This is a genomic window from Streptomyces olindensis (genome assembly GCF_040645895.1).
In the GTDB taxonomy this organism is placed as follows: Bacteria; Actinomycetota; Actinomycetes; order Streptomycetales; family Streptomycetaceae; genus Streptomyces; species Streptomyces olindensis.
Genome location: NZ_JBEYZD010000043.1, coordinates 20,158 through 40,794, shown reverse-complemented (window position 1 = coordinate 40,794; position 20,637 = coordinate 20,158). Strand labels below are relative to the sequence as shown.

Annotated in this window: 25 protein-coding genes; 18 read left to right on the top strand and 7 right to left on the bottom strand. The window is 73.1% G+C overall.

What is annotated here, in order from left to right:
* The first annotated feature begins 9 nt into the window (after positions 1–9).
* A complete protein-coding gene (locus tag ABZ948_RS25850; protein WP_359763308.1) occupies positions 10–570 on the top strand; it encodes a GNAT family N-acetyltransferase in 561 nt (186 codons plus the stop codon).
* Positions 571–588: 18 nt separating this feature from the next.
* On the opposite strand, the gene ABZ948_RS25845 is transcribed toward ABZ948_RS25850, so the two are convergent.
* Positions 589–936, bottom strand: a complete 348-nt coding sequence (locus ABZ948_RS25845) for a VOC family protein (protein ID WP_359763306.1) — start codon at positions 934–936, stop codon at positions 589–591.
* Positions 937–1,051: 115 nt separating this feature from the next.
* Here ABZ948_RS25845 and ABZ948_RS25840 point away from each other — a divergent pair, with 115 nt between their 5' ends.
* Positions 1,052–1,522 carry a phage holin family protein gene (locus ABZ948_RS25840; protein WP_359763304.1) on the top strand — a complete coding sequence of 157 codons (471 nt, stop codon included), beginning with the start codon at positions 1,052–1,054 and terminating at the stop codon, positions 1,520–1,522.
* Positions 1,523–1,528: 6 nt separating this feature from the next.
* Positions 1,529–2,554 carry an SDR family oxidoreductase gene (locus ABZ948_RS25835; RefSeq protein WP_359763302.1) on the top strand — a complete coding sequence of 342 codons (1,026 nt, stop codon included), beginning with the start codon at positions 1,529–1,531 and terminating at the stop codon, positions 2,552–2,554.
* A 51-nt stretch (positions 2,555–2,605) separates the two neighbouring features.
* Here ABZ948_RS25835 and ABZ948_RS25830 read toward each other — a convergent pair whose 3' ends face one another.
* The 3 genes from ABZ948_RS25830 to ABZ948_RS25820 all read right to left on the bottom strand — a co-directional run bounded on the left by ABZ948_RS25830 (position 2,606) and on the right by ABZ948_RS25820 (position 5,086).
* Positions 2,606–2,944, bottom strand: a complete 339-nt coding sequence (locus tag ABZ948_RS25830; protein ID WP_359763356.1) for a GatB/YqeY domain-containing protein — start codon at positions 2,942–2,944, stop codon at positions 2,606–2,608.
* 71 nt (positions 2,945–3,015) lie between these two features.
* The gene (locus ABZ948_RS25825; protein ID WP_359763300.1) at positions 3,016–4,107 is read right to left on the bottom strand and encodes an enolase C-terminal domain-like protein; all 1,092 of its coding nucleotides are present in this window, start codon (positions 4,105–4,107) and stop codon (positions 3,016–3,018) included.
* A 16-nt stretch (positions 4,108–4,123) separates the two neighbouring features.
* Entirely contained in the window at positions 4,124–5,086 is a 963-nt protein-coding gene (locus tag ABZ948_RS25820) for an LLM class F420-dependent oxidoreductase (protein WP_359763299.1), read from the bottom strand.
* Between the two features lie 163 nt (positions 5,087–5,249).
* On the opposite strand from ABZ948_RS25820, the gene ABZ948_RS25815 reads away from it, so the two are divergent.
* From ABZ948_RS25815 to ABZ948_RS25755, 13 genes are all read left to right on the top strand, one after another.
* Positions 5,250–7,445: an FAD-dependent oxidoreductase gene (locus ABZ948_RS25815; protein WP_359763298.1), complete on the top strand. Its 2,196-nt coding sequence runs from the start codon at positions 5,250–5,252 to the stop codon at positions 7,443–7,445.
* Complete coding sequence (locus ABZ948_RS25810) at positions 7,442–9,289, top strand: transketolase (protein WP_359763296.1); 1,848 nt, start codon at positions 7,442–7,444, stop codon at positions 9,287–9,289. The genes ABZ948_RS25815 and ABZ948_RS25810 overlap by 4 nt, the downstream gene beginning before the upstream one ends.
* Positions 9,286–10,215 (top strand): non-homologous end-joining DNA ligase, encoded by a 930-nt coding sequence (ligD, locus tag ABZ948_RS25805; RefSeq protein WP_359763294.1) that lies wholly within the window; start codon positions 9,286–9,288, stop codon positions 10,213–10,215. The genes ABZ948_RS25810 and ligD overlap by 4 nt, the downstream gene beginning before the upstream one ends.
* 93 nt (positions 10,216–10,308) lie before the next feature.
* On the top strand, positions 10,309–10,680 hold the full coding sequence (locus ABZ948_RS25800) for a gas vesicle protein GvpO (protein ID WP_359763354.1): 372 nt from the start codon (positions 10,309–10,311) through the stop codon (positions 10,678–10,680).
* 46 nt (positions 10,681–10,726) lie between these two features.
* Entirely contained in the window at positions 10,727–11,161 is a 435-nt protein-coding gene (locus ABZ948_RS25795) for a gas vesicle structural protein GvpA (RefSeq protein WP_031118216.1), read from the top strand.
* On the top strand, positions 11,158–11,931 hold the full coding sequence (locus ABZ948_RS25790; RefSeq protein ID WP_359763291.1) for a GvpL/GvpF family gas vesicle protein: 774 nt from the start codon (positions 11,158–11,160) through the stop codon (positions 11,929–11,931). The genes ABZ948_RS25795 and ABZ948_RS25790 overlap by 4 nt, the downstream gene beginning before the upstream one ends.
* A 4-nt stretch (positions 11,932–11,935) precedes the next feature.
* Complete coding sequence (locus tag ABZ948_RS25785; protein WP_114256336.1) at positions 11,936–12,199, top strand: gas vesicle protein GvpG; 264 nt, start codon at positions 11,936–11,938, stop codon at positions 12,197–12,199.
* Positions 12,196–12,834 (top strand): DNA primase, encoded by a 639-nt coding sequence (locus tag ABZ948_RS25780; RefSeq protein WP_359763289.1) that lies wholly within the window; start codon positions 12,196–12,198, stop codon positions 12,832–12,834. Before ABZ948_RS25785 ends, ABZ948_RS25780 begins: the two co-directional genes overlap by 4 nt.
* Complete coding sequence (locus ABZ948_RS25775; RefSeq protein ID WP_359763287.1) at positions 12,831–13,964, top strand: SRPBCC family protein; 1,134 nt, start codon at positions 12,831–12,833, stop codon at positions 13,962–13,964. Before ABZ948_RS25780 ends, ABZ948_RS25775 begins: the two co-directional genes overlap by 4 nt.
* Positions 13,961–14,299 (top strand): gas vesicle protein, encoded by a 339-nt coding sequence (locus tag ABZ948_RS25770; RefSeq protein ID WP_359763285.1) that lies wholly within the window; start codon positions 13,961–13,963, stop codon positions 14,297–14,299. The genes ABZ948_RS25775 and ABZ948_RS25770 overlap by 4 nt, the downstream gene beginning before the upstream one ends.
* Positions 14,296–15,051 (top strand): GvpL/GvpF family gas vesicle protein, encoded by a 756-nt coding sequence (locus ABZ948_RS25765; protein WP_359763283.1) that lies wholly within the window; start codon positions 14,296–14,298, stop codon positions 15,049–15,051. Before ABZ948_RS25770 ends, ABZ948_RS25765 begins: the two co-directional genes overlap by 4 nt.
* A 16-nt stretch (positions 15,052–15,067) precedes the next feature.
* Positions 15,068–15,256: a gas vesicle protein gene (locus ABZ948_RS25760; protein WP_003994122.1), complete on the top strand. Its 189-nt coding sequence runs from the start codon at positions 15,068–15,070 to the stop codon at positions 15,254–15,256.
* Positions 15,253–15,567, top strand: a complete 315-nt coding sequence (locus ABZ948_RS25755) for a gas vesicle protein K (protein WP_359763281.1) — start codon at positions 15,253–15,255, stop codon at positions 15,565–15,567. The genes ABZ948_RS25760 and ABZ948_RS25755 overlap by 4 nt, the downstream gene beginning before the upstream one ends.
* A gap of 77 nt (positions 15,568–15,644) precedes the next feature.
* Here the strand turns inward: ABZ948_RS25755 and ABZ948_RS25750 are convergent, their stop codons facing one another.
* The 3 genes from ABZ948_RS25750 to ABZ948_RS25740 form a co-directional block, all read right to left on the bottom strand.
* On the bottom strand, positions 15,645–15,815 hold the full coding sequence (locus ABZ948_RS25750; RefSeq protein ID WP_020270859.1) for a hypothetical protein: 171 nt from the start codon (positions 15,813–15,815) through the stop codon (positions 15,645–15,647).
* Positions 15,816–15,857: 42 nt separating this feature from the next.
* Positions 15,858–16,679, bottom strand: a complete 822-nt coding sequence (locus tag ABZ948_RS25745) for a class I SAM-dependent methyltransferase (RefSeq protein ID WP_359763352.1) — start codon at positions 16,677–16,679, stop codon at positions 15,858–15,860.
* Between the two features lie 103 nt (positions 16,680–16,782).
* Positions 16,783–18,279 carry a diacylglycerol kinase family protein gene (locus ABZ948_RS25740; protein ID WP_359763278.1) on the bottom strand — a complete coding sequence of 499 codons (1,497 nt, stop codon included), beginning with the start codon at positions 18,277–18,279 and terminating at the stop codon, positions 16,783–16,785.
* A gap of 114 nt (positions 18,280–18,393) precedes the next feature.
* Between ABZ948_RS25740 and ABZ948_RS25735 the strand changes: the two genes are divergently transcribed.
* Both ABZ948_RS25735 and ABZ948_RS25730 read left to right on the top strand, forming a co-directional pair.
* Positions 18,394–18,936, top strand: a complete 543-nt coding sequence (locus ABZ948_RS25735; RefSeq protein WP_359763276.1) for an MOSC domain-containing protein — start codon at positions 18,394–18,396, stop codon at positions 18,934–18,936.
* Positions 18,937–18,994: 58 nt separating this feature from the next.
* Positions 18,995–20,614 (top strand): ATP-binding cassette domain-containing protein, encoded by a 1,620-nt coding sequence (locus tag ABZ948_RS25730; RefSeq protein ID WP_359763274.1) that lies wholly within the window; start codon positions 18,995–18,997, stop codon positions 20,612–20,614.
* Positions 20,615–20,637: the final 23 nt, after the last annotated feature.

Here is a 20,637-nt window from a genome sequence, read left to right as displayed (position 1 = left end):
TGTGGCGGGGTGCCGCACAACGCATCCCGCTACCTCGCCGAAGGCCCCCGGGTGGGCATACGCCACTTCACCTACGAGGACGGTGCCGAGTTCACCGCCCGCGCCCGGGAGAGCAAGGACCTGCACCACCCCTGGCTCTTCCCGCCGAACACCGCACAGGCCTACACCGCCTACGCGAGCCGGCTGATCGAGGACCCGTCCAAGGCCGGCTTCCTCGTCTGCGAGAAGGCCGACGGGGCCATCGCCGGGTTCATCAACATCAACAACATCGTCGAGGGCGGCTTCCAGTCAGGGGCGCTGGGCTACGGCGCCTTCGCGCACGCCGCCGGGCGCGGGCTGATGCGCGAAGGGCTGGACCTCGTCGTGCGGTACGCGTTCGGCCCCATGCGGCTGCACCGGCTGGAGATCAACGTCCAGCCCCTGAACGCCGCGTCGATCGCCCTCGCCCGCGGCTGCGGGTTCCGCCTGGAGGGCTTCTCGCCGAAGATGCTCTTCGTCGACGGGGCCTGGCGCGACCACGAGCGCTGGGCGATCACCGCCGAGATGATCATGGGGCCGGGGCGGCGCTGAGACCGGCCCCGGCCGGGATCACGCCTGGCGGTCCACGTACTCGTAGACCGACCCGTCCGGGTGCAGGGCGATCAGGTTGCGGCCCGCCGGTGACGCGATGGGGCCCGCGATGATGTGGGCGCCCAGCTCGGTGAGGACCTTGTGCGTCTCCTCGACGTCCGTCACCGCGATCGTCGCGGCGACCTTGCGCAGCACCTCCAGCTCGGTCGGGGGACCGCTCATCAGCAGGAAGCAGCCGATCGCCGCCACCTGGACACCGCCCCGTTCGAAGCGCTGGGCCGGGCCGCCCGCCAGCCGCTCGTAGAAGGGGATCGCGGTCTCGAGGTCGTCGACGCAGACGCGCAGTGTGGCACCCAGAATCTCCATGCCGACGAGCCTAGTTGCGCCGGCCGGGCGGGGAGATCACTCCACACGATCTCCCCCCGCGCCGGACACACCGCACCGGCGTTACCGGGCAGGGGGCGAGGGTACCCGGCCGGGTATGAAGCCGTTGGATCACCTGGAGCATCTGGACAAGCACCTGGTCGACGAGCTGGCACAGGTGGCGCGCGAGACCGTACGGGACGAACTGCGCGAGCAGACCCGCAAGCAGCGCCGCAAGGCCGCGCTGTACGCCGCGTCCGGTGCCCTCGCCCTGTACGCGGGCGCGGCCCTCGCGCTCGCCGTGGGCCTCGCGCTCGCCCTCGGGCTGCCCGACTGGGCCGCGGCGCTGATCACCGCCGTGATCCTGGGAGCGGCGGCGTTCGTGCTGCGCGGCATGGCCCGGCCGTCCCGCCCGGGCGGCGAGCACGCGGCCGGCACGCGTTTCCCGGGCCGTGGGCGAACGGGCCAGGCGGCTGCGGGCGGCATGCCCTACCCGCCCGTGCCGCCGGCCCCGCCCGCCGGGACCGCCCCGGGCACCGTGCCCCCGCGGCCCACGGACGACCCGGACGTACCCCACCACAGGGCGTGATGCCGGGTGCGCACGACAAGGACCTCGCAGGGGCACGGCCGGGTGGTCGTGGTGACCGGGGCCAGCGGCGGTGTCGGACGGGCCACGGCCCGGGCCTTCGCCGCCCGGGGCGACACGGTCGCCCTGCTCGCGCGCGGGCGTGAGGGACTCGCCGCCGCGGCGGACGACGTGCGCCGCGCCGGCGGGGAGGCGCTCGTCATCGGCGTGGACGTCTCCGACGCCAAGGCCGTAGAGGACGCCGCCCAGCAGATCGTCGACGCGTACGGCCGCATCGACGTCTGGGTCAACAACGCCTTCACCGGGGTGTTCGCGCCGTTCACGGAGGTCGCCCCGGACGAGTTCCGCCGCGTGACCGAGGTGACGTACCTCGGCTACGTGTTCGGCACCCGGGCCGCCCTGCGCCACATGCTGCCGCGCGACCGCGGCACGATCGTGCAGGTCGGTTCCGCGCTCGCCTACCGGGGCATCCCGCTGCAGTCGGCGTACTGCGGTGCCAAGCACGCCATCCAGGGCTTCAACGAGTCCCTGCGCTGCGAACTGCTGCATGCCCGCAGCGGCGTGCGGACGACGATGGTGCAGCTGCCCGGCCTCAACACCCCGCAGTTCGACTGGGTGCTGAACCGGATGCCGGGGCGGGCCCGGCCCGTCGCGCCGGTCTACCAGCCGGAGGTCGCGGCCCGGGCGATCGTGCACGCGTCGACGCACGCGCGGCGCCGGGAGTACTGGGTCGGCGGCTCCACGGCCGCCACGCTCCTCGCCAACGCGATCGCCCCCGGCCTGCTGGACCGCTATCTGGCGCGGACGAACTTCGACGCGCAGCAGGACGAGGGCCGGCCCGACGGCCCGGCCAACCTGTGGGCCCCGGCGGACGGACCCCACGGGCAGGACTTCGGGGCGCACGGGCGCTTCGACGACGAGGCCACGGGCGACAGCCCGCAGCAGTGGGCGTCGCGCAACCGGGGCTGGATGGGCGCGGCCCTCACGGTGGGAGCCGGAGCGGCCCTCGCGGCACGCAAACTGGTCCGCCGCTAGGGGCCCAGGGGTGTTTCAGGGAATCCCCTGGGGGGCGTCCTAGGGACCGTCCTAGGAGCCGTTCCAGGGGGTGTCCGCCTCGGCGGCGTCGAGGAACCGGAGCAGGACGGCCGCCTCCGCGCGGAGGCGTTCGGAGCGGGCGGCATGGGCCGGGGCGGTCAACCGGGCCGCCGCCTCCAGCCGTTCGGAGGCCTCGGCGCGCACGATGTCCACCACCTCGCGCTCGCCGAGTTCGCGCCGAGCCGCCTCGGTGGCGCCGGCCCCCGCCGGCGAGTCCTCCAGGGCCGCCGCGCGGGGCGCGGACTCGTCCAGGGGGACCGCCTCGGCGTTGTCCAGCGCGGACAGCGTCCCGCGCAGGGCGCTCACCGCCGCCTTGTCCCGGGCTCGCATGGCTTCCGGCAGGGCGGCACGCAGCCGCGGACGCAGAGACATGCCGGTGACCTTATGCGACGCCGATGAGGTTAGGCCACGCGATATTCCTCCACCTCCTGCGTGCGCAGGGTGAGTCCGTGGCCCACGCCCTGGGTGGGGCGGACGGTACCGCCGGTGGGGTCCAGGGCGCCGTCGAAGAACATGTCCTCGATGCGGACGTGGTCGTGGAACCACTCGACGTGGCGGAGGTTGGGGATCGCGGCGCACGCCGCCGCGTGGGCGTGCGGGGCGCAGTGCGCGGACACCTCCAGGCCGTGGGCCTGGGCCAGGGCGGCCGCGCGGAGGAACTCGGTGAGGCCGCCGCAGCGCGTGGCGTCGACCTGGAGGCAGTCGACCGCCCCGGCCGCGATCATCCGGGCGAAGTAGGGCAGGTCGAAGCCGTACTCCCCGGCCGTCACATCGCACAGCACGGCGTCCCGGACCAGCCTGAGACCCGTCAGGTCGTCGGAGGAGACCGGCTCCTCGAACCAGCCCACGCCGTGCTCGGCGAGGACCCGGCCGACCCGCACCGCCTGTTTGCGGGTGTACGCGCCGTTGGCGTCGACGTACAACTCGGCGTCGTCGCCGATGACATGGCGGGCGGCCCGGACCCGGTGCAGGTCGCGGGCCGCCTCGCGGCCCCACCCCTGGCCGATCTTGATCTTCACGCGCGGGATGTGCTGCCCGTGCACCCAGCCGTTGAGCTGTGCGGCCAGGTGCGTGTCGTGGTACGTGGTGAAGCCCCCGCTGCCGTACACCGGCACCTGCTCCTCGCGCACGCCCAGCAGCCGGGCCAGGGGGAGTTCCAGCAGCCGGGCCTTGAGGTCCCACAGGGCGATGTCCAGCGCCGAGATCGCGCAGGCGGCGACGCCCGGGCGGCCCGCGTTGCGCACCGAGCGGCACATCGCGTCGTGCACGGCCGGGATGTCCAGAGCGCTCATGCCCTCCACGAGCGGGGCGAGCTGCCCGGTGAGGAAGTCGCCGACCGGCGCCGGGCCGTACGTCCAGCCCGTGCCGGTCGCGTCGCCGGCCGCCACCTCGCAGATCACCACGGTCGTGGAGTCCCACCGCAGCGTGCCGTCCGCCTCGGGGGCGTCGGTCGGCACCGTGTACACGGAGACCACCGGCCGGTGGAGTCGCATCGCGCCTCCCGTCCCGTCAGAGGGTCTGCTGGAGCTGGGGCAGCACCTTCGTGCGGTAGAAGTCGAAGAAGCCGCGCACGTCCGGGCCGATCTGGTTCACGTAGACCCGGTCGAAGCCCGCGTCGGCGAACTGCTTCAGCTCCGCCACGTGCGCGTCCACGTCGTCGCCGCACACCCGGTTCTCGCGCACCATGTCCTCGGTGACCAGCTGCTGCGCCTGCTCGAAGTGCTTGGGGGAGGGCAGCACCTGGCCCAGCTCGCCCGGCAACTGCTCGTTCGCCCAGAGCCGGTGGACGGTGCGCACGGCCTCGTCCTCGTCGGTGTCGTAGCAGACCTTGGTGCCGCCGCTGACCAGCTTTCCGCCGCCCCCGCCCTTGCGGTACTGCTCGACCATCGTCTCGTCCGGCTGGATCGTGATGTAGCCGTCGCCGACGCGGGAGGCGAGCTGCGTCGCCGCCGGGCCGAAGCCGGAGATGTCGATCGGGATCGGCTCGTCCGGAACGGTGTACAGGCGCGCGTTCTCGACCGTGTAGTGCGGGCCGTGGTGGTTGACCTCCTCGCCGGTGAACAGCCGGCGCATCACCTGGATGGCCTCCTCCAGCATGTCCAGCCGGACGTGGGCCGGCGGCCAGTGGTCGCCCAAAATGTGCTCGTTGAGAGCCTCGCCGGAGCCCACACCGAGCCGGAAGCGGTTGTCCGTCATCACCGCGCTGGTCGCCGCGGCCTGCGCCACCACCGCCGGGTGCATCCGCACGGTCGGGCAGGTCACCGCCGTCTCGATCGGCAGCGACACCGCCTCGGACAGCGCGCCGATCACCGACCACACGAACGGGCTCTGGCCCTGCGCGTCGTTCCACGGGTGGTAGTGGTCCGAGATCCACAGCGCCTGGAAACCGGCCTGCTCGGCCATCCGCGCCTGCTCGATCAGCTCGGCGGGTCCGTACTGCTCGCACGAGAGGAAGTATCCGTACTCGGGCATGGGGGAGTGCCTCCGCGACGTCGGCGGTCCGTATCCCGCACCGGGTACCCGGGCGGGCGGCCGGAAACCGGCCGCGCCGGGGCGGGCGGACGTTTGGGTGCCCTGGCCAGGGGGACGCGGAAGGCTCCCGAGGTACGCGAACAGCGCCGGAGGCGAGCCAACCGTGAGTCGACCCCGCATCGTGATCGTCGGTGCCGGCTTCGCCGGATACCGCACGGCCCGCACCCTGTCCCGGATGACCCGGGGCCGGGCCCACATCACCCTGCTGAACCCGACCGACTACTTCCTGTATCTGCCCCTGCTGCCCCAGGTCGCCGCCGGTGTGCTGGAGCCGCGCCGGGTCACGGTCTCCCTCTCGGACACGCTGCCGAACGTACGGCTGGTGCTGGGCGAGGCCGACCGGATCGACCTCGACGACCGCACCCTGCACTACACGGGCCCCGAGGGCGAGGACGGCACCCTCTCCTACGACCGGCTGGTGCTCGCCGCGGGCAGCGTCAACAAGCTGCTGCCCATCCCGGGCGTCGCCGAGCACGCGCACGGCTTCCGCGGGCTGCCCGAGGCGCTGTACCTGCGCGACCACGTGACCCGGCAGGTGGAGCTCGCGGCCGCCGCGGACGATCCCAAGACGTGCGCCGCGCGCTGCACCTTCGTCGTGGTCGGCGCCGGATACACCGGCACCGAGGTCGCCGCGCACGGGCAGATGTTCACCGACGCGCAGGTCCGCAAGCACCCGCTGCGGCGGGGCATGCGGCCGCGCTGGATGCTGCTGGACGTGGCGCCGCGGGTGCTGCCCGAGATGGACGAGAAGCTGTCCGCCACCGCCGACCGGGTGCTGCGGGAGCGGGGCGTGGACGTGCGGATGGGGACCTCCGTGAAGGAGGCCACGCACGACGGGGTGGTGCTGACCGACGGCGAGTTCGTCGACACGCGGACGCTGGTGTGGTGCGTGGGCGTACGGCCCGACCCGCTGGTCGAGTCCCTCGGGCTGCCGATGGAGAAGGGGCGGCTGCTCGTCGACCCGCACCTGCAGGTGCCGGGGCGGCCCGAGCTGTTCGCGTGCGGTGACGTGGCCGCGGTGCCGGACCTGGAGAAGCCGGGGAGCTACACGCCGATGACGGCGCAGCACGCCTGGCGGCACGGCAAGGTCGCGGCCGAGAACGTCGCCGCCTCGCTGGGCCTCGGCGGGGCGCGGAAGCCCTACCGCCATCGCGACCTGGGCTTCGTCGTGGACCTGGGTGGTGCGAAGGCCGCCGCGAATCCGCTCGGTGTGCCCCTGTCCGGGGTGCCGGCCGGTGCGGTGACGCGCGGCTACCACCTCGCCGCGATGCCGGGGAACCGCGTCCGGGTGGCCGCCGACTGGCTGCTGGACGCCGTACTGCCGCGCCAGGCCGTGCAGTTGGGGCTCGTGCGGTCCTGGTCCGTGCCGCTGGACACGTCGTCGCCGGAGCTGGCGCGGGTGCCGGGCGGACCCGGGCAGCGGCAGGAGGCGAGCGCCCGGTCGGGGCCGGGGGCGGCGATCGAGGCCGACACGCACGACGGGGGAACCGGCACGGGGCCCGACCGGGGCCGGGCCGGTGACGAGCCCGCGAAGGGGCAGCCCGGATCCGGCCCGGCCGGTCCGCAGCACGGGTCCGGGCCCGCTCAACTGCGCCGCTTCGAGTCCGAGACGGCGAAGGGCCGCCCGGACGACGGGCCCACCGAAGGCCGCCCCGGCTCCGGCTCCGGACCCGGATCCGGCTCCGCGGTCCTGCGCCGCACCGAGTCGGAGACGGCGAAGGGCCGTCCGGACGACGGGGCGGCCGGCAACCGGCCCGGTGCGGAGTCCCTGGAGCGGCAGGCGGGCGGTGATCCCGCGAAAGGGCCGCAGGGTGGTGAGCCCGCCAGGAACCGGCCGGGTGGTGAGCCTGCGGAGGGGCAGGCGGAAGGCCAGCCCGCCAAGGGCCAGCCCGGCGGTGAGCCCGCCAGGAATCAGCCCGGCGGTGAGCCTGCGAAGGGGCAGCCGGGTGGTGAGCCCGCCAAGGGCCAGGCCGGTGGTGAGCCCGCCAGGAATCAGCCCGGCGGTGAGCCTGCGAAGGGTCAGGCGGGTGGTGAGCCCGCCAAGGGCCAGGCCGGTGGTGAGCCCGGCAGGAATCAGCCCGGCGGTGAGCCTGCGAAGGGGCAGCCGGGTGGTGAGCCCGCCAAGAACCAGCCCGGCGGTGAGCCCGCCAAGAACCAACCGGGCGGTGAGCCCGCGAAGAACCAGCCCGGCCCCACCCCGTCGCCCCCGGCCGACCAGCCGCCCCCGGACACCGGCGCCGCCCCCGGCCCCGTCAAGCGAACCGACGCCCCGGACGACTCCGCGAAGGGAGACTCATGAACACCGGTGAACTCGCCGACCTCGGACAGCAGCTGCGCGTGGACAGCGTCCGCGCCGCCGCCGCCGCGGGCTCCGGGCACCCGACCTCCTCGATGTCCGCCGCCGACCTGATGGCGGTGCTGCTCGCCCACCACTTCCGCTACGACTTCGACCGCCCGGCCCACCCCGGCAACGACCGCTTCGTCCTGTCCAAGGGGCACGCCTCGCCGCTGCTGTACGCCGCGTACAAGGCGGCCGGCGCCATCGACGACGAGGAACTGCTCACCTTCCGCAAACTGGGCAGCCGCCTCGAAGGGCACCCCACCCCGCAGCGCCTGCCGTGGGTCGAGACGGCCACCGGCTCGCTCGGACAGGGCCTGCCCGTCGGCGTCGGCATCGCGCTGGCCGGCAAGCGGCTGGACCGCACCGGCTACCGCACCTGGGTGCTGTGCGGCGACAGCGAGCTGGCCGAGGGATCCGTGTGGGAGGCCGCCGAGCACGCCGGGTACGAGCACCTGGACAACCTCACCGTGATCGTCGACATCAACCGGCTCGGCCAGCGAGGCCCGACCCGGCACGGCCACGACCTGGACGCCTACGCCCGCCGCTTCCAGGCCTTCGACTGGCACACCATCGAGGTCGACGGTCACGACGTCGACGCCGTCGACCGCGCCTACGGCGAGGCCGCCTCCACCAAGGGCCAGCCCACCGCCATCCTCGCCCGCACCCTCAAGGGCAAGGGCGTCGAGGGCGTCCAGGACCGCGAGGGCCTGCACGGCAAGCCGCTGCCGGAGGCCGAGGACGCGATCGCCGAACTCGGCGGCTCCCGGGACCTGCGCGTCGAGGTGCGGGAGCCGGCCGCCGCCCGCATGCTGCACTCCGTCCAGACCGGGGACTTCGAGCTCCCGGCCTGGGAGAAGGGCGAGGAGATCGCCACCCGCAACGCCTTCGGCGAGGCTCTGGCCGCGCTCGGCACCGGCCGCGGCGACATCGTCGCCCTGGACGGCGAGGTCGGCGACTCCACGCGCGCCGAGTTCTTCGCCAAGGAGCACCCCGACCGCTACTTCGAGTGCTACATCGCCGAGCAGCAGCTCGTCGCCTCGGCGGTCGGCCTCGCGGCCCGTGGCTGGGTGCCGTACGCCGCCACCTTCGCGGCCTTCCTGACCCGGGCGTACGACTTCATCCGGATGGCGTCCGTCAGCGGCTCCGGCATCAACCTCGTCGGCTCGCACGCGGGCGTCGCCATCGGTCAGGACGGGCCCAGCCAGATGGGTCTGGAGGACCTGGCGATGATGCGGGCGGTGCACGGCTCGACCGTGCTGTACCCGTGCGACGCCAACCAGACCGCGCGGCTCGTCGGCGCGATGGCCGGCCTGGAGGGCATCCGCTACCTGCGCACCTCGCGTGGCGAGAGCCCGGTGATCTACGGCCCCGACGAGGAGTTCCCGGTCGGCGGCAGCAAGGTGCTGCGCTCCTCCGGCGAGGACCGGCTGACCCTCGTCGCGGCGGGCGTCACCGTGCACGAGGCACTGGCCGCGGCCGACGCCCTGGAGCAGGAGGGCATCCGGGTGCGGGTCATCGACCTGTACTCCGTGAAGCCCGTCGACCGGGCCACCCTGCGCCGGGCCGCCGAGGAGACCGGCTGCCTGGTGACCGTCGAGGACCACCGCCCCGAGGGCGGCCTCGGCGACGCGGTGCTCGAGGCCTTCGCCGACGGTCGTCCCGTGCCGCGCCTGGTGCGGCTCGGCGTACGGACGCTGCCGGGCTCGGCCTCCCCCGAGGAGCAGCTGCACGCGGCGGGCATCGACGCCGAGTCCGTCGCGGCGGCCGGACGGCTGCTGGTGGAGGAGGCGGTCGTGCGGTGAGCGGCGGCGACGGCACGCGCAGGGTGCGGGCGGGCCGCCGCACGGTGGAGGTGCACCGGCCGGACAAGGTGCTCTTCCCCGGCGGCGGCGACGCCAAGGAGTACACCAAGGGCGACCTGGTGGACTACCACCGGGCCGTCGCGCCCTTCATGCTGCCCCACCTGCGCGGCCGCCCGCTGATGCTGGAGCGGCACCCGGACGGCCTCGACGGGCCCAGGTTCATGCAGAAGAACACCCCGGACCACTACCCGGAGTGGATCACTCGCGTCGAGCTGGCCAAGGAGGGCGGCACCGTCCGGCACACCGTCTGCGACGACACCGCCACCCTCCTCTACCTGGCCGACCAGGCGAGCATCAGCCTGCACCGCTGGCTGTCCCGCGCCGACAGCCCCGACCACCCCGACCGGCTGGTCTTCGACCTCGACCCGGCCGGTGACGACTTCGAGGCCGTGCGCGAGGCCGCCCGGCTGCTCGGGGAGCTGCTCGATGAGCTGGAGCTGCCCGCCGCGCTGATGACCACCGGATCGCGCGGACTGCACGCGATCGTCCCGCTGACCGGACGGCACGACTTCGACGAGGTCCGCGCCTTCGCCCGGGACGTCGCCGACACCCTCGCCGACGCCCACCCGGACCGGCTCACCACCGCCGCCCGCAAGAAGGACCGCGGTGACCGGCTCTACCTCGACATCCAGCGCAACGCCTACGCCCAGACCGCCGTCGCGCCCTTCACCGTCCGGCCCCGTCCCGGCGCACCCGTGGCCACCCCCATCACCTGGGAGCAACTGGACGACCCGGAGCTGCACGCCCGCCGCTGGACCGTCGCCGACGCCGTCGATCAGGCCCGGACCAACCCCTGGTCAGGCCTGCTGAACCGGGGCAGGGCGCTGGGGCCGGCCCGGCGGCGGCTGAAGGCCCTGCGCGGCTGAACCACCCGCGGGCCGCTCCCGGCGGGTGGCAGATGCACGCGTCCGCAGAGGTTTGGCGAACACTCTTGCGGCCACACGGAGGGGGAGGTGGCCATGTCGAACACAAAAAACACGCAAGAGTCACAGAGTTCACAGAAGTCCCAGGACTCACGGAATTCGGACACGTCGAACGACGACCGTTCGGCCGAGCGCCGGCCGAGCCCGATGGAGGTACTGCGCCAGGCGCGCGGGCAACTCGCGGAGCTCACCGGCATGGACGCCGAATCCGTGTCGTCCTTCGAGCAGACGGATCAGGGCTGGTCGCTGGAGGTCGAGGTCCTCGAACTCGAGCGCGTGCCCGACACCATGAGCCTGATGGCGAGCTATGAGGTGGAGCTCGACCCCCAGGGGCAGCTCACCGGCTACCGGCGCGTCCGGCGCTACGAGCGCGGGCGGGCCGACGCGCGCAGGCCCGGCGGCCGCTAGGCCGCCCGACCGGAATCACACCCACACACGAGGAGGAACAGCCGGCATGACTGTCGTACCGGCACAGCAGACCGGCGGCGGAGGCGGCAGCAGCGGTCTCTACGACGTGCTTGAACTTGTTCTGGACAGGGGGCTCGTGATCGACGCGTTCGTTCGAGTGTCCCTGGTCGGCATCGAGATCCTCAAGATCGACGTCCGCGTCGTCGTCGCCAGCGTCGACACCTATCTGCGCTTCGCCGAGGCGTGCAACCGGCTCGACCTGGAGGCCGGGCCGCGCAAGGACCCGGGCCTGCCCGACCTGGTCGGGGAGATCACCGAGTCCGGCGCCCGCGGCAAGTCCAAGGGGGCGCTGTCCGGCGCCGCCGAGACCATCTCCGACGCCTTCAAGCAGGCGCGGAGCGAAGGCTCCGAGCGTGAGACCGAGTCGCGTCCGCGCGCCCGCAAGAGCACGTCGGCCCGCCGGAAGGAGGAGCAGGAGTGAGCACCTACGTCTACGGCATCGCGGCGGGCTCGCACCCCGGGCTCCCCGAGGGCATGGGCGGCGTCGGCGACCCGCCCCGCCCGGTGCGCATCCTGCGGGAGGGCGACCTGGCGGCCGTCGTCAGCGAGGCGCCCGAGGGGCTGCGGCCCAAGCGCAAGGACCTGCTCGCCCACCAGAACGTGCTCAGCGAGGCGGGCGCGGCCGGCTGTGTGCTGCCCATGCGGTTCGGCAGCGTCGCCCCGGACGACAAGTCGATCACCGGGGTGCTCGCCGAGCGCGCCGAGCACTACAAGGAGCGCCTGCGGGCCCTGGACGGCCGGGTCGAGTACAACGTCAAGGCCAACCACGTCGAAGAGGCCGTCCTGCACCAGGTGATGGCCGAGAGCCCGGAGATCCGCGGCCTCGCGGAGTCCAACCGGCAGGCGGGCGGCGGGAGTTACGACGACAAGATCCGGCTCGGCGAGATGGTCGCGGCCGCCGTCAAGGCCAGGGAGGCCGACGACGCCGCCGCGCTCCGAAGCGTCCTCGAGCCCGTGGCCGAGGCGGTGAGCGTGGGCCCCGAGTCCACCGGCTGGCTGGCCAACGTGTCGTTCCTGGTGGACCGGGAGTCGGCCGAGAACTTCCTGGCCGCGGTGGAGCAGGCCCGCAAGGACCTGCCGCACCTGGAGGTACGGGTCAACGGCCCGCTGCCCCCGTACAGCTTCGTCGAGCCCGGCCCGGCCGAGCCCGCGGGCACCGCGGCGAGCGGGACGGACACCGGAGCGGGGTGACGACGTGGGCCTGATCTCGGAGGTGCTGCTGCTGCCGTTCGCACCGGTGCGCGGCAGCGCCTGGGCCATCAGACAGGTGCTCCAGGAGGCCGAGCGGATCTACTACGACCCCGCCACGGTCCGGGCCGAACTGTCCCGTCTTGAGGAGCAGTTGGAGGCCGGAGAGATCACGGAGGAGGAGTTCGACCGCCTCGAGGACGAACTCCTCGACCGGCTGGAGATCGCTTCGCGCGGGAGCGCGGGAACGGGCAACGGGACGACACCATGAACCGAATGGGACTGGGCCTCGCGATGGGGGCGGGATACCTCCTGGGGCGCACGAAGAAACTGAAGATGGCGATGGCCGTCGGCGGCCTGGTCGCCGGGAAGAAGCTGAACCTGAGCCCGCGCATGGTCGCCGACCTGCTCCAGCAGCAGCTGCGGAACAACCCGCAGTTCAAGGAGATCGGGGACCAGCTGCGCGAGGACCTGCGCGGCGTCGGCAAGGCGGCCTCCGGCGCGATGGTCGAGCGGCAGCTCGACGCGTTCGCCGACCGGCTGCACGGCCGTACGGCCCAGGTGCGCGACCAGCTGACGGGCGCGGTGCCCGGCACCGGGCGCGACACCGACGCCCAGGACGCCGAGGACGAGGAGCCGGAGGCCGACGAGCCCGAGGACTCCGGTCGGCGGGACGACGAGGAGCCGGAGCCGGCGGCGCGCAAGGCCCCGGCCAAGAAGGCGCCCGCCAAGAAGCCGGCGCGGAAGGCCCCCGCCAAGAAGACCGCCGCGAAGAAGGCCCCCGCGAAGAAGGCGGCGGGCAGGAAGGCGGCGGCGAAGAAGACCACGGCCGCGAAGAAGGCGGCCACCGGGAACAGGGGCGGCAGCGCCCGCTCCCGGCTGCCGAAGGGAGGCGGTGAGGGATGACCGACACCCTCGGATCGGCGACCTCCGCCGCAAAGGGAGCGACGAAGAACCCGCTCGCCGACGTGGCCCACAGCGAGGCCGCCGACCGGCTGAAGGCCGAGTTGCAGGAGTACGTCGCCGCACAGGCCACCCGCATGCTGACCGGCGTGGGCCGCAAGCTCGGCGAGACCACCAACAGACTGAACGACATCGCCGAGGGCAACAGCCCCGGGTTCGCCAAGCTCGCCCTCGACGGCGGGCGCAAGCTCGCCGAGGGCAAGGGCCCGCTGCGCGCCGCCCTGGAGACCGGCGGGTCGAGCATCAAGGACAAGGTCACAGGCGCCTTCAAGAACCTGGCCGGCGGCAAGGGCAAGCGCAAGGGCCGCTCGGGCAACAAGCCCACCGTCATCATCGAGCACATCGACGTCGGCGTGCCGCTGCGCACGGCGTACGACCAGTGGACCCAGTACCAGGACTTCAGCACCTTCGCGAAGGGCGTCAAGAGCGCGAACCGCGCCGACGACACCACGTCCGACTGGCAGGCGAAGATCTGGTGGTCCAACCGCAGCTGGAAGGCGACGACGACCGAGCAGGTCCCCGACGACCGCATCGTCTGGACCTCCGAGGGCGCCAAGGGCTCCACGAAGGGCGTCGTCTCCTTCCACCGGCTCGCCGACAACCTCACCCGCGTCCTGCTGGTCATCGAGTACTACCCCTCCGGTTTCTTCGAGAAGACCGGCAACATCTGGCGCGCCCAGGGCCGCCGGGCCCGGCTGGACCTGAAGAACTTCGCCCGCTTCATCACCCTCAAGGGCGAGGCGGAGGACGGCTGGCGCGGTGAGATCCGCGACGGCGAGGTCGTCCGCAGCCACGACGACGCCGTCGCCGAGGAGGAGTCCGAGGAAGAGTCCGAGGAGCGCCCCGAGGACGAGGAGCCGGAGGGCGAGTACGAGGACGAGGACGAGGAAGCCGAGGACGAGGAAGGCGAGGAGGAACCTGAGGGCGAGTACGAGGACGAGGCCGAGGCCGACTACGACGAGGAGGCCGAGGGCGAGGAGGAGCCCGAGGAGGAGGGTGACGAGGAGCCGGAGGGCGAGTACGAGGACGACGAGTACGAATCCGAGTACGCCGAGGGCGGGAGCCGGCGATGACGACGCCCCACAGGATGCCCGAACCCTACGGCCAGGGGAGCGGCGCCAACCTCGCCGACATCCTGGAACGGGTGCTCGACAAGGGCATCGTCATCGCGGGCGACATCCGCATCAACCTGCTCGACATCGAACTGCTCACCATCAAGCTGCGGCTGATCGTCGCCTCGGTGGACAAGGCGAAGGAGATGGGCATCGACTGGTGGGAGACCGACCCGGCCCTCTCCTCGCGGGCCCGCCGCGACGAACTGACCCGTGAGAACGCCGAGTTGCGCGAGAGGCTGGCCCGGCTCGAGGAACTGGAGCCCGGCCGCGCGGAGAAGAAGGAGGCACCGTGACCGGACTGCGGTACGTCTACGCCGTCTGCCGCCCCTTCGGCACACCGCTCCAGGCCCAGCTGACGGGGGTGGCGGGTGATCCGCCCAGAGCGCTGACCCACCACGGCCTCGTCGCCGTGGTGAGCCACGTGCCGGAGCGGGACTTCGCGGAGGAACCGCTCCACGCCCATCTGGAGGACCTGGACTGGCTCACCGAGACGGCCCGGGCCCACCAGGGGGTGATCGACGCGCTCACCACCGTCACGACACCGCTGCCGCTGCGGCTCGGCACCGTCTTCCGGGACGACAGCGGCGTACGGATGATGATCGAGGCCCGCGAGGAGGACTTCCGGCGCACCCTCGACCGGCTGGAGGGCCGTGTCGAGTGGGGCGTCAAGGTGTACGCCGAGTCCGAACCGCAGGAGAGTCCCCGGCCCGCGCAGAAGGCCACCTCGGGCCGGGACTACCTGCGGCAGCGGCGCATGCAGACCAGGTCGCACGAGGAGATGTGGCAGAAGGCCGAGCATTTCTCGACCCGGCTGCACGAGGAGCTCTCCGCATTCGCGGAGGATTCCCGGCTGCATCCCCCGCAGAATCCCGCACTGTCCAAGGCGACCGGGCGGAACGTACTGAATGCCGCCTATCTCGTGCCGCGCGCGCATTCCGAGGAATTCGTGGAAATGGTGGACCGCACAAAGGGTGAGGTGCCCGGAATGCGGGTCGAACTCACCGGCCCCTGGGCCGCCTATTCGTTCGCCGGGGAGGACGCATGACCGACGGGGAGAAGCCGTGACCGTAGTGGAACGCCGTGAGGTCGCCCTCGTGGACCTGCTCGACCGGCTGCTCGCCGGCGGTGTCGTGATCACGGGGGACATCACGCTGCGCATCGCCGACGTCGACCTCGTCCGCATCGACCTCAACGCGCTCATCAGCTCGGTGAACGCCCAGGTGCCCTCCCCGTTCGAGGAGTTGCTGTGACGTCCCCCGAGAACCACCGGCCCGAGCCCCGCCCGCAGCGCAACCGGCTGGACCTGGAGCCCGACACCGTCGAGCGCGACCTGGTCAAACTCGTGCTGACCGTGGTGGAGCTGCTGCGCCAGCTCATGGAGCGCCAGGCGCTGCGCCGGTTCGACGTGGGGGACCTCAGCGAGGACCAGGAGGAGCGGATCGGGCTCACCCTGATGCTGCTGGAGGAGCGGATGGCGGAGCTGCGCGACCGCTACGGACTGCGGCCCGAGGACCTCAACCTGGACCTCGGGCCGCTCGGACCGCTGCTTCCCCGGGACTGATTCAGTCCCGGGGAAGCAGGGGGGGCTTATTTCGCCACCGGTGAAGTGGCTGTTTCACCACCGGCGAGGCGGCTGCCTCACCACCTGTACCAACGGCCCCGGCCACCGGCTGCCGACGTACCACGGACGAAGAATCCGAGCAGCCACAGGACGAGAACCGCCAGCGCGATCCACCAGAGTACCTTTACTGCAAATCCGGCGCCGAACAGAACCAAAGCCAGAAGCAGCACCAGCAGGATGGGAACCATAATTCGAACCTCCTGCTTTCAGAGTGTCCCGGAAACCGGGTTTCAGGCTTCCTTTCGGCAGAGAATTTCTCCGTGCAGGACGCTGAACCAGCCGTTCTCCCGCGCGCCCCATTCCCGCCAGGCCTCCGCGGCGTCCCGCAGCTCCCGCGCGGTGGCGTGCCCGCCCTGCAGAGCCCGGTCCGCGTACGCCGACGCCAGCGTGCGGTCGGCCCACAGCCCGCTCCACCACGCCCGCTCCTCGGGCGAGGCGAAGGTCCAGGTGCCGGAGGTCGCCGTGACGTCGGTGAGGCCGGCCCGCAGCGCCCACGCCTTCAGGCGGCGCCCGGCGTCCGGCTCGCCGCCGTTGGCGCGGGCGACCCGGCGGTAGAGGTCCAGCCAGTGGTCGAGCCCCGCGGACGCCGGGTACCAGGTCATGGCCGCGTAGTCGGCGTCCCGCACGGCGACGATGCCGCCGGGCCGTACGACCCGCCGCATCTCGCTCAGCGCCCGCACGGGGTCCCCGACGTGCTGGAGCACCTGGTGGGCGTGGACGACGCAGAACGTGTCGTCCGGGTAGTCCAGGGCGTGCACGTCGGCGACCGCGAAATCGACGTTGGCCAGGCCCCGTCCGGCCGCCGTGGCCCGGGCCTGCTCCAGGATCTCCGGCACCCGGTCGACTCCGGTGACGTGACCGTCCGGCACGAGCTCCGCCAGGTCGGCGGTGATGGTGCCCGGCCCGCAGCCGATGTCCAGGACCCTCATGTGGGGCTTGAGCGAAGGCAGCAGGTACGCGGCCGAGTTGGCGGCGGTCCGCCAGGTGTGCGAGCGCAGTACGGACTCGTGGTGCCCGTGGGTGTAGACGGCGGTCTCCCGTGGTTCCGGCATGGCGGATCCCACCCCTTCCGTTCCGGTCGGCATGGGATCACCGTACGCAGCCCGGCCGAATAATGAGACCCGGGTATCAGTATGTGGAACAAGTGACGGTGTGTCAGTACCCGGCGATGGGGCGGTACACGGTCAGCGCCTCGGGCAGCTTCTCCAGCTCCACGCGGCCCTCCACCTCGGTGACTTCGCCGTCGTAGGCGAGGAGCGTGCCGGGCGCCACGTGGTCCAGGCGCAGCCGGCCCACCTGGACGGCCGCGTGCGCGGGGGAGCGGGTCAGGGGCCCCGCGAGGGCGGCGGCGAGCAGCCGCGCCGCCGGCCGCCGTCCGCCGTGCACGACCCGCACGTCGAGCTGCCCGTCCGCGAGGTCCAGCCGGCGTCCGGACGCGAGCCCCATGCGGTGATACGTGCCGTTCCCCGCGAACAGCAGCCACAGGGGCCGGGTGCGCCCCTGGAACTCCGCCTCCAGCGGGTGCCGGTCGGCCCGCAGCACCCGCATCGCCGCGAGGACCCCGGCCGGCCAGCCGCCGATCCGGTGCGACCAGCGCTCCCGCTCGCGTACCAGCTCCGGGTAGACGCCGACGCTGCACGTGTTGAGGAAGACGCCCTGCTTGCCGCCGCAGGAGTACCGCCCGACGTCCACGCGCACGGCGTCGCCCTGGCGCAGCGCCCGGGCGAGATCGCGCACGTCCTCCACGCCCAGGTCGTAGGCGAAGTGGTTGAGGGTGCCGCCGGGCAGCACCGCCAGGGGCAGGCCGGAGCGCAGCGCGACCCGGGCGGCGGTGTTCACGGTGCCGTCGCCGCCGCACACTCCGAGGACCCGGGCCCGGGAGGCCGCCTTGTCCAACTCGGCCGGGACGTCCTCCGGCCGGCATTCGACGACCTCGGCGCGCGGCAGGGCGTCCCCCAGGGCGCGGGCCCGTTCGGCGGATCCCGAGGCGGTGTTCGCGACGAGGACGAGCCCCTCGCCCTCCAGCAGTGCCGGGACCTCGGCGCGGGGACGGGCCGGCGGGGTGGCCTGGCCCCGCGTCGGCACCAGGCCCCGGACGGCGAGCGCGGCGCCCACGCCCAGGGCGGCGCCCGCCAGGACGTCGCTGGGGAAGTGGTCGCCGGTGGAGACGCGGGAGACGGCGACCGAGGCGGCCACCGGGGTGACGGCCGCGCCCCAGGCCGGGGACTCCAGGGCGACGCCGGCGGCGAAGGCGGCGGCCGACGCGGCGTGCCCGGAGGGGAACGACGTGGTGACCGGCCGCCGCCGCACCCGCCGGAGCAGCGGGACCGGGACGAACGCCGGGCCAGGGTGACGGACCGAGCGCTCGCCGAGGGCGCGGAGGGCGAGGGAGGCCAGGCCCAGCGAGGCCAGCCCGCGGGTCGCCGCGCGGCGGGCACGGGGGGTGCGGCTCGCCGCGAGGACGGCGGCGGCCGCGCACCACAGCGCGCCGTGGTCCGCGCCGCGGCTCAGCCGCGGCAGGACGGAGTCGGCCCCCGGCCAGCGCCCGGCCCCGGCGGCCTCGAAGAGACGGCGGTCCCAGGCGAGGGCGCGGTCGCGCAGGGGATGGTGCCCGGGCTTCGCCGTGGTGAGGTCCAGGTCGGGGGTCGTCATGGGGTGCGGGTACCCGGCGGGGGGTGGACACACCGGCCGCCCGGGGGCAAGCTCTGGGGCGATCATGGTGACCGAACGAATGATCATGGTGACCGAACAGGGGGAGACGGCGACATGAGCGCACGCGTGACGGCGGTCAGCAGCAACGGGGAGTACTCGTTCACCAAGCCCAACCGGGAGAGCATCACCCTGCTCGCCGGCCTCGGGGTGGAGGGGGACGTGCACGCCGGCGTGACGGTCAAGCACCGCTCGCGCGTCGCTCAGGACCCCACGCAGCCGAACCTGCGCCAGGTCCACCTCATGCACGAGGAGCTCTTCGCCGAGGTCGCCGCGGACGGGTTCGAGGTGGCGCCCGGCGAGCTCGGCGAGAACATCACCACGGCCGGCATCGACCTGCTCGGCCTGCCGACCGGCACGCTGCTGCGCATCGGGGACTCCGCGGTCCTGGAGGTGACCGGCCTGCGCAACCCCTGCCTGCAGATCGACGCCTTCCGGGACGGACTGCTGAAGCGGGTCGTCGGCCGGGACGAGGCGGGGAACGTGGTGCGCAAGGCCGGGATCATGAGCGTGGTCCGGGAAGGGGGCGTGGTGCGCCCCGGCGACCGGATCGAGGCGGAGCCGCCCGCCGGGCCCCACCGGGCGTTGGAGCGGGTCTGACGGTTCCCGCCCGAAATGCATTTGCCCGGGGTGTGAGACGCCCCGGACAATCGCGGGCATGGGTCACCTCGAAGCCGCACACCTGGAGTACCACCTGCCCGACGGACGGGCACTGCTGGGTGATGTGTCCTTCCGGGTGGGGGAGGGCGCCGTGGTCGCCCTCGTGGGGCCCAACGGCGCCGGGAAGACCACCCTGCTCCGCATGCTCGCCGGTGAGGTCAGGCCGCACGGCGGTACCGTCACCGTCGGCGGCGGCCTCGGCGTGATGCGGCAGTTCATCGGATCCGTACGGGACGAGACGACCGTACGGGACCTCCTCGTGTCCGTCGCGACCCCCCGCGTCCGCGACGCGGCCCGTGCCGTGGACGCCGCCGAGCACGCCGTCATGACCGTCGACGACGAGGCCGCCCAGCTGAAGTACGCCCAGGCGCTGGCCGACTGGGCCGAGGCCCGTGGCTACGAGGCCGAGACGCTGTGGGACATGTGCACCACGGCCGCGCTCGGCATCCCGTACGAGAAGGCGCAGTGGCGCCAGGTCCGCACCCTCTCCGGCGGCGAGCAGAAACGCCTCGTCCTGGAGGCCCTCCTGCGCGGCACCGACGAGGTCCTCCTGCTCGACGAGCCGGACAACTACCTCGACGTCCCCGGCAAGCGCTGGCTGGAGGAGCGGCTCGCCGAGACCCGCAAGACCGTCCTGTTCGTCTCCCACGACCGCGAACTCCTCGCGCGCGCCGCCCAGCGCATCATCTCCCTGGAGCCCGGTCCCGCCGGCGCCGACGCCTGGGTGCACGGCGGCGGCTTCGCCACGTACCACGAGGCCCGCCGCGAACGCTTCGCCCGCTTCGAGGAGTTGCGCAGGCGCTGGGACGAGAAGCACGCCCAGCTGAAGAAGCTGGTGCTGAACCTGCGTCAGGCCGCCACCGTCAGCCACGAGATGTCCTCCCGCTACCAGGCCGCCCAGACCCGCCTGCGCAAGTTCGAGGAGGCCGGACCGCCCCCGGAGCCGCCCCGCGAGCAGGACATCAGGATGCGGCTCAAGGGCGGCCGCACCGGCGTGCGGGCCCTCACCTGTCAGGGACTCGAACTCACGGGCCTGATGAAACCCTTCGACCTGGAGGTCTTCTACGGCGAACGCGTCGCCGTCCTCGGCTCCAACGGCTCCGGCAAGTCCCACTTCCTGCGGCTGCTCGCCGGGGACGACGTGGCGCACACGGGGGCGTGGAAGCTCGGGGCGCGAGTGGTGCCCGGCCACTTCGCCCAGACGCACGCCCATCCGGAACTGGAGGGCCGCACCCTCCTGGACATCCTCTGGACCGAGCACTCCCAGGACCGCGGCGCCGCCATGTCCCGGCTGCGCCGCTACGAGCTGACGAACCAGGCCGAGCAGGCGTTCGAACGCCTGTCCGGTGGCCAGCAGGCCCGTTTCCAGATCCTCCTGCTGGAGCTCCAGGGCGTGACGGCCCTGCTCCTCGACGAGCCGACCGACAACCTGGACCTGGAGTCCGCAGAGGCCCTCCAGGAAGGCCTGGAGGCCTTCGACGGCACGGTCCTGGCGGTCACCCACGACCGCTGGTTCGCCCGCTCCTTCGACCGCTACCTGGTCTTCGGCAGCGACGGCCGGGTCCGGGAGACCCCGGACCCGGTCTGGGACGAACGCCGGGTGGAACGGGCGCGATAGAAGCCGACCCGGGGGCGCGGGGA

Coding starts and splice junctions, on each gene's coding strand:
- ABZ948_RS25775 (WP_359763287.1), top strand. CDS start 12,831: ATGACCGACACCCTCGGATCGGCGACCTCCGCCGCAAAGGGAGCGACG.
- ABZ948_RS25735 (WP_359763276.1), top strand. CDS start 18,394: ATGAGCGCACGCGTGACGGCGGTCAGCAGCAACGGGGAGTACTCGTTC.
- ABZ948_RS25770 (WP_359763285.1), top strand. CDS start 13,961: ATGACGACGCCCCACAGGATGCCCGAACCCTACGGCCAGGGGAGCGGC.
- ABZ948_RS25825 (WP_359763300.1), bottom strand. CDS start 4,107: ATGCGACTCCACCGGCCGGTGGTCTCCGTGTACACGGTGCCGACCGAC.
- ABZ948_RS25750 (WP_020270859.1), bottom strand. CDS start 15,815: ATGGTTCCCATCCTGCTGGTGCTGCTTCTGGCTTTGGTTCTGTTCGGC.
- ABZ948_RS25840 (WP_359763304.1), top strand. CDS start 1,052: ATGAAGCCGTTGGATCACCTGGAGCATCTGGACAAGCACCTGGTCGAC.
- ABZ948_RS25740 (WP_359763278.1), bottom strand. CDS start 18,279: ATGACGACCCCCGACCTGGACCTCACCACGGCGAAGCCCGGGCACCAT.
- ABZ948_RS25795 (WP_031118216.1), top strand. CDS start 10,727: ATGACTGTCGTACCGGCACAGCAGACCGGCGGCGGAGGCGGCAGCAGC.
- ABZ948_RS25820 (WP_359763299.1), bottom strand. CDS start 5,086: ATGCCCGAGTACGGATACTTCCTCTCGTGCGAGCAGTACGGACCCGCC.
- ABZ948_RS25730 (WP_359763274.1), top strand. CDS start 18,995: ATGGGTCACCTCGAAGCCGCACACCTGGAGTACCACCTGCCCGACGGA.
- ABZ948_RS25800 (WP_359763354.1), top strand. CDS start 10,309: ATGTCGAACACAAAAAACACGCAAGAGTCACAGAGTTCACAGAAGTCC.
- ABZ948_RS25745 (WP_359763352.1), bottom strand. CDS start 16,679: ATGCCGGAACCACGGGAGACCGCCGTCTACACCCACGGGCACCACGAG.
- ABZ948_RS25810 (WP_359763296.1), top strand. CDS start 7,442: ATGAACACCGGTGAACTCGCCGACCTCGGACAGCAGCTGCGCGTGGAC.
- ABZ948_RS25780 (WP_359763289.1), top strand. CDS start 12,196: ATGAACCGAATGGGACTGGGCCTCGCGATGGGGGCGGGATACCTCCTG.
- ABZ948_RS25830 (WP_359763356.1), bottom strand. CDS start 2,944: ATGCGAGCCCGGGACAAGGCGGCGGTGAGCGCCCTGCGCGGGACGCTG.
- ABZ948_RS25845 (WP_359763306.1), bottom strand. CDS start 936: ATGGAGATTCTGGGTGCCACACTGCGCGTCTGCGTCGACGACCTCGAG.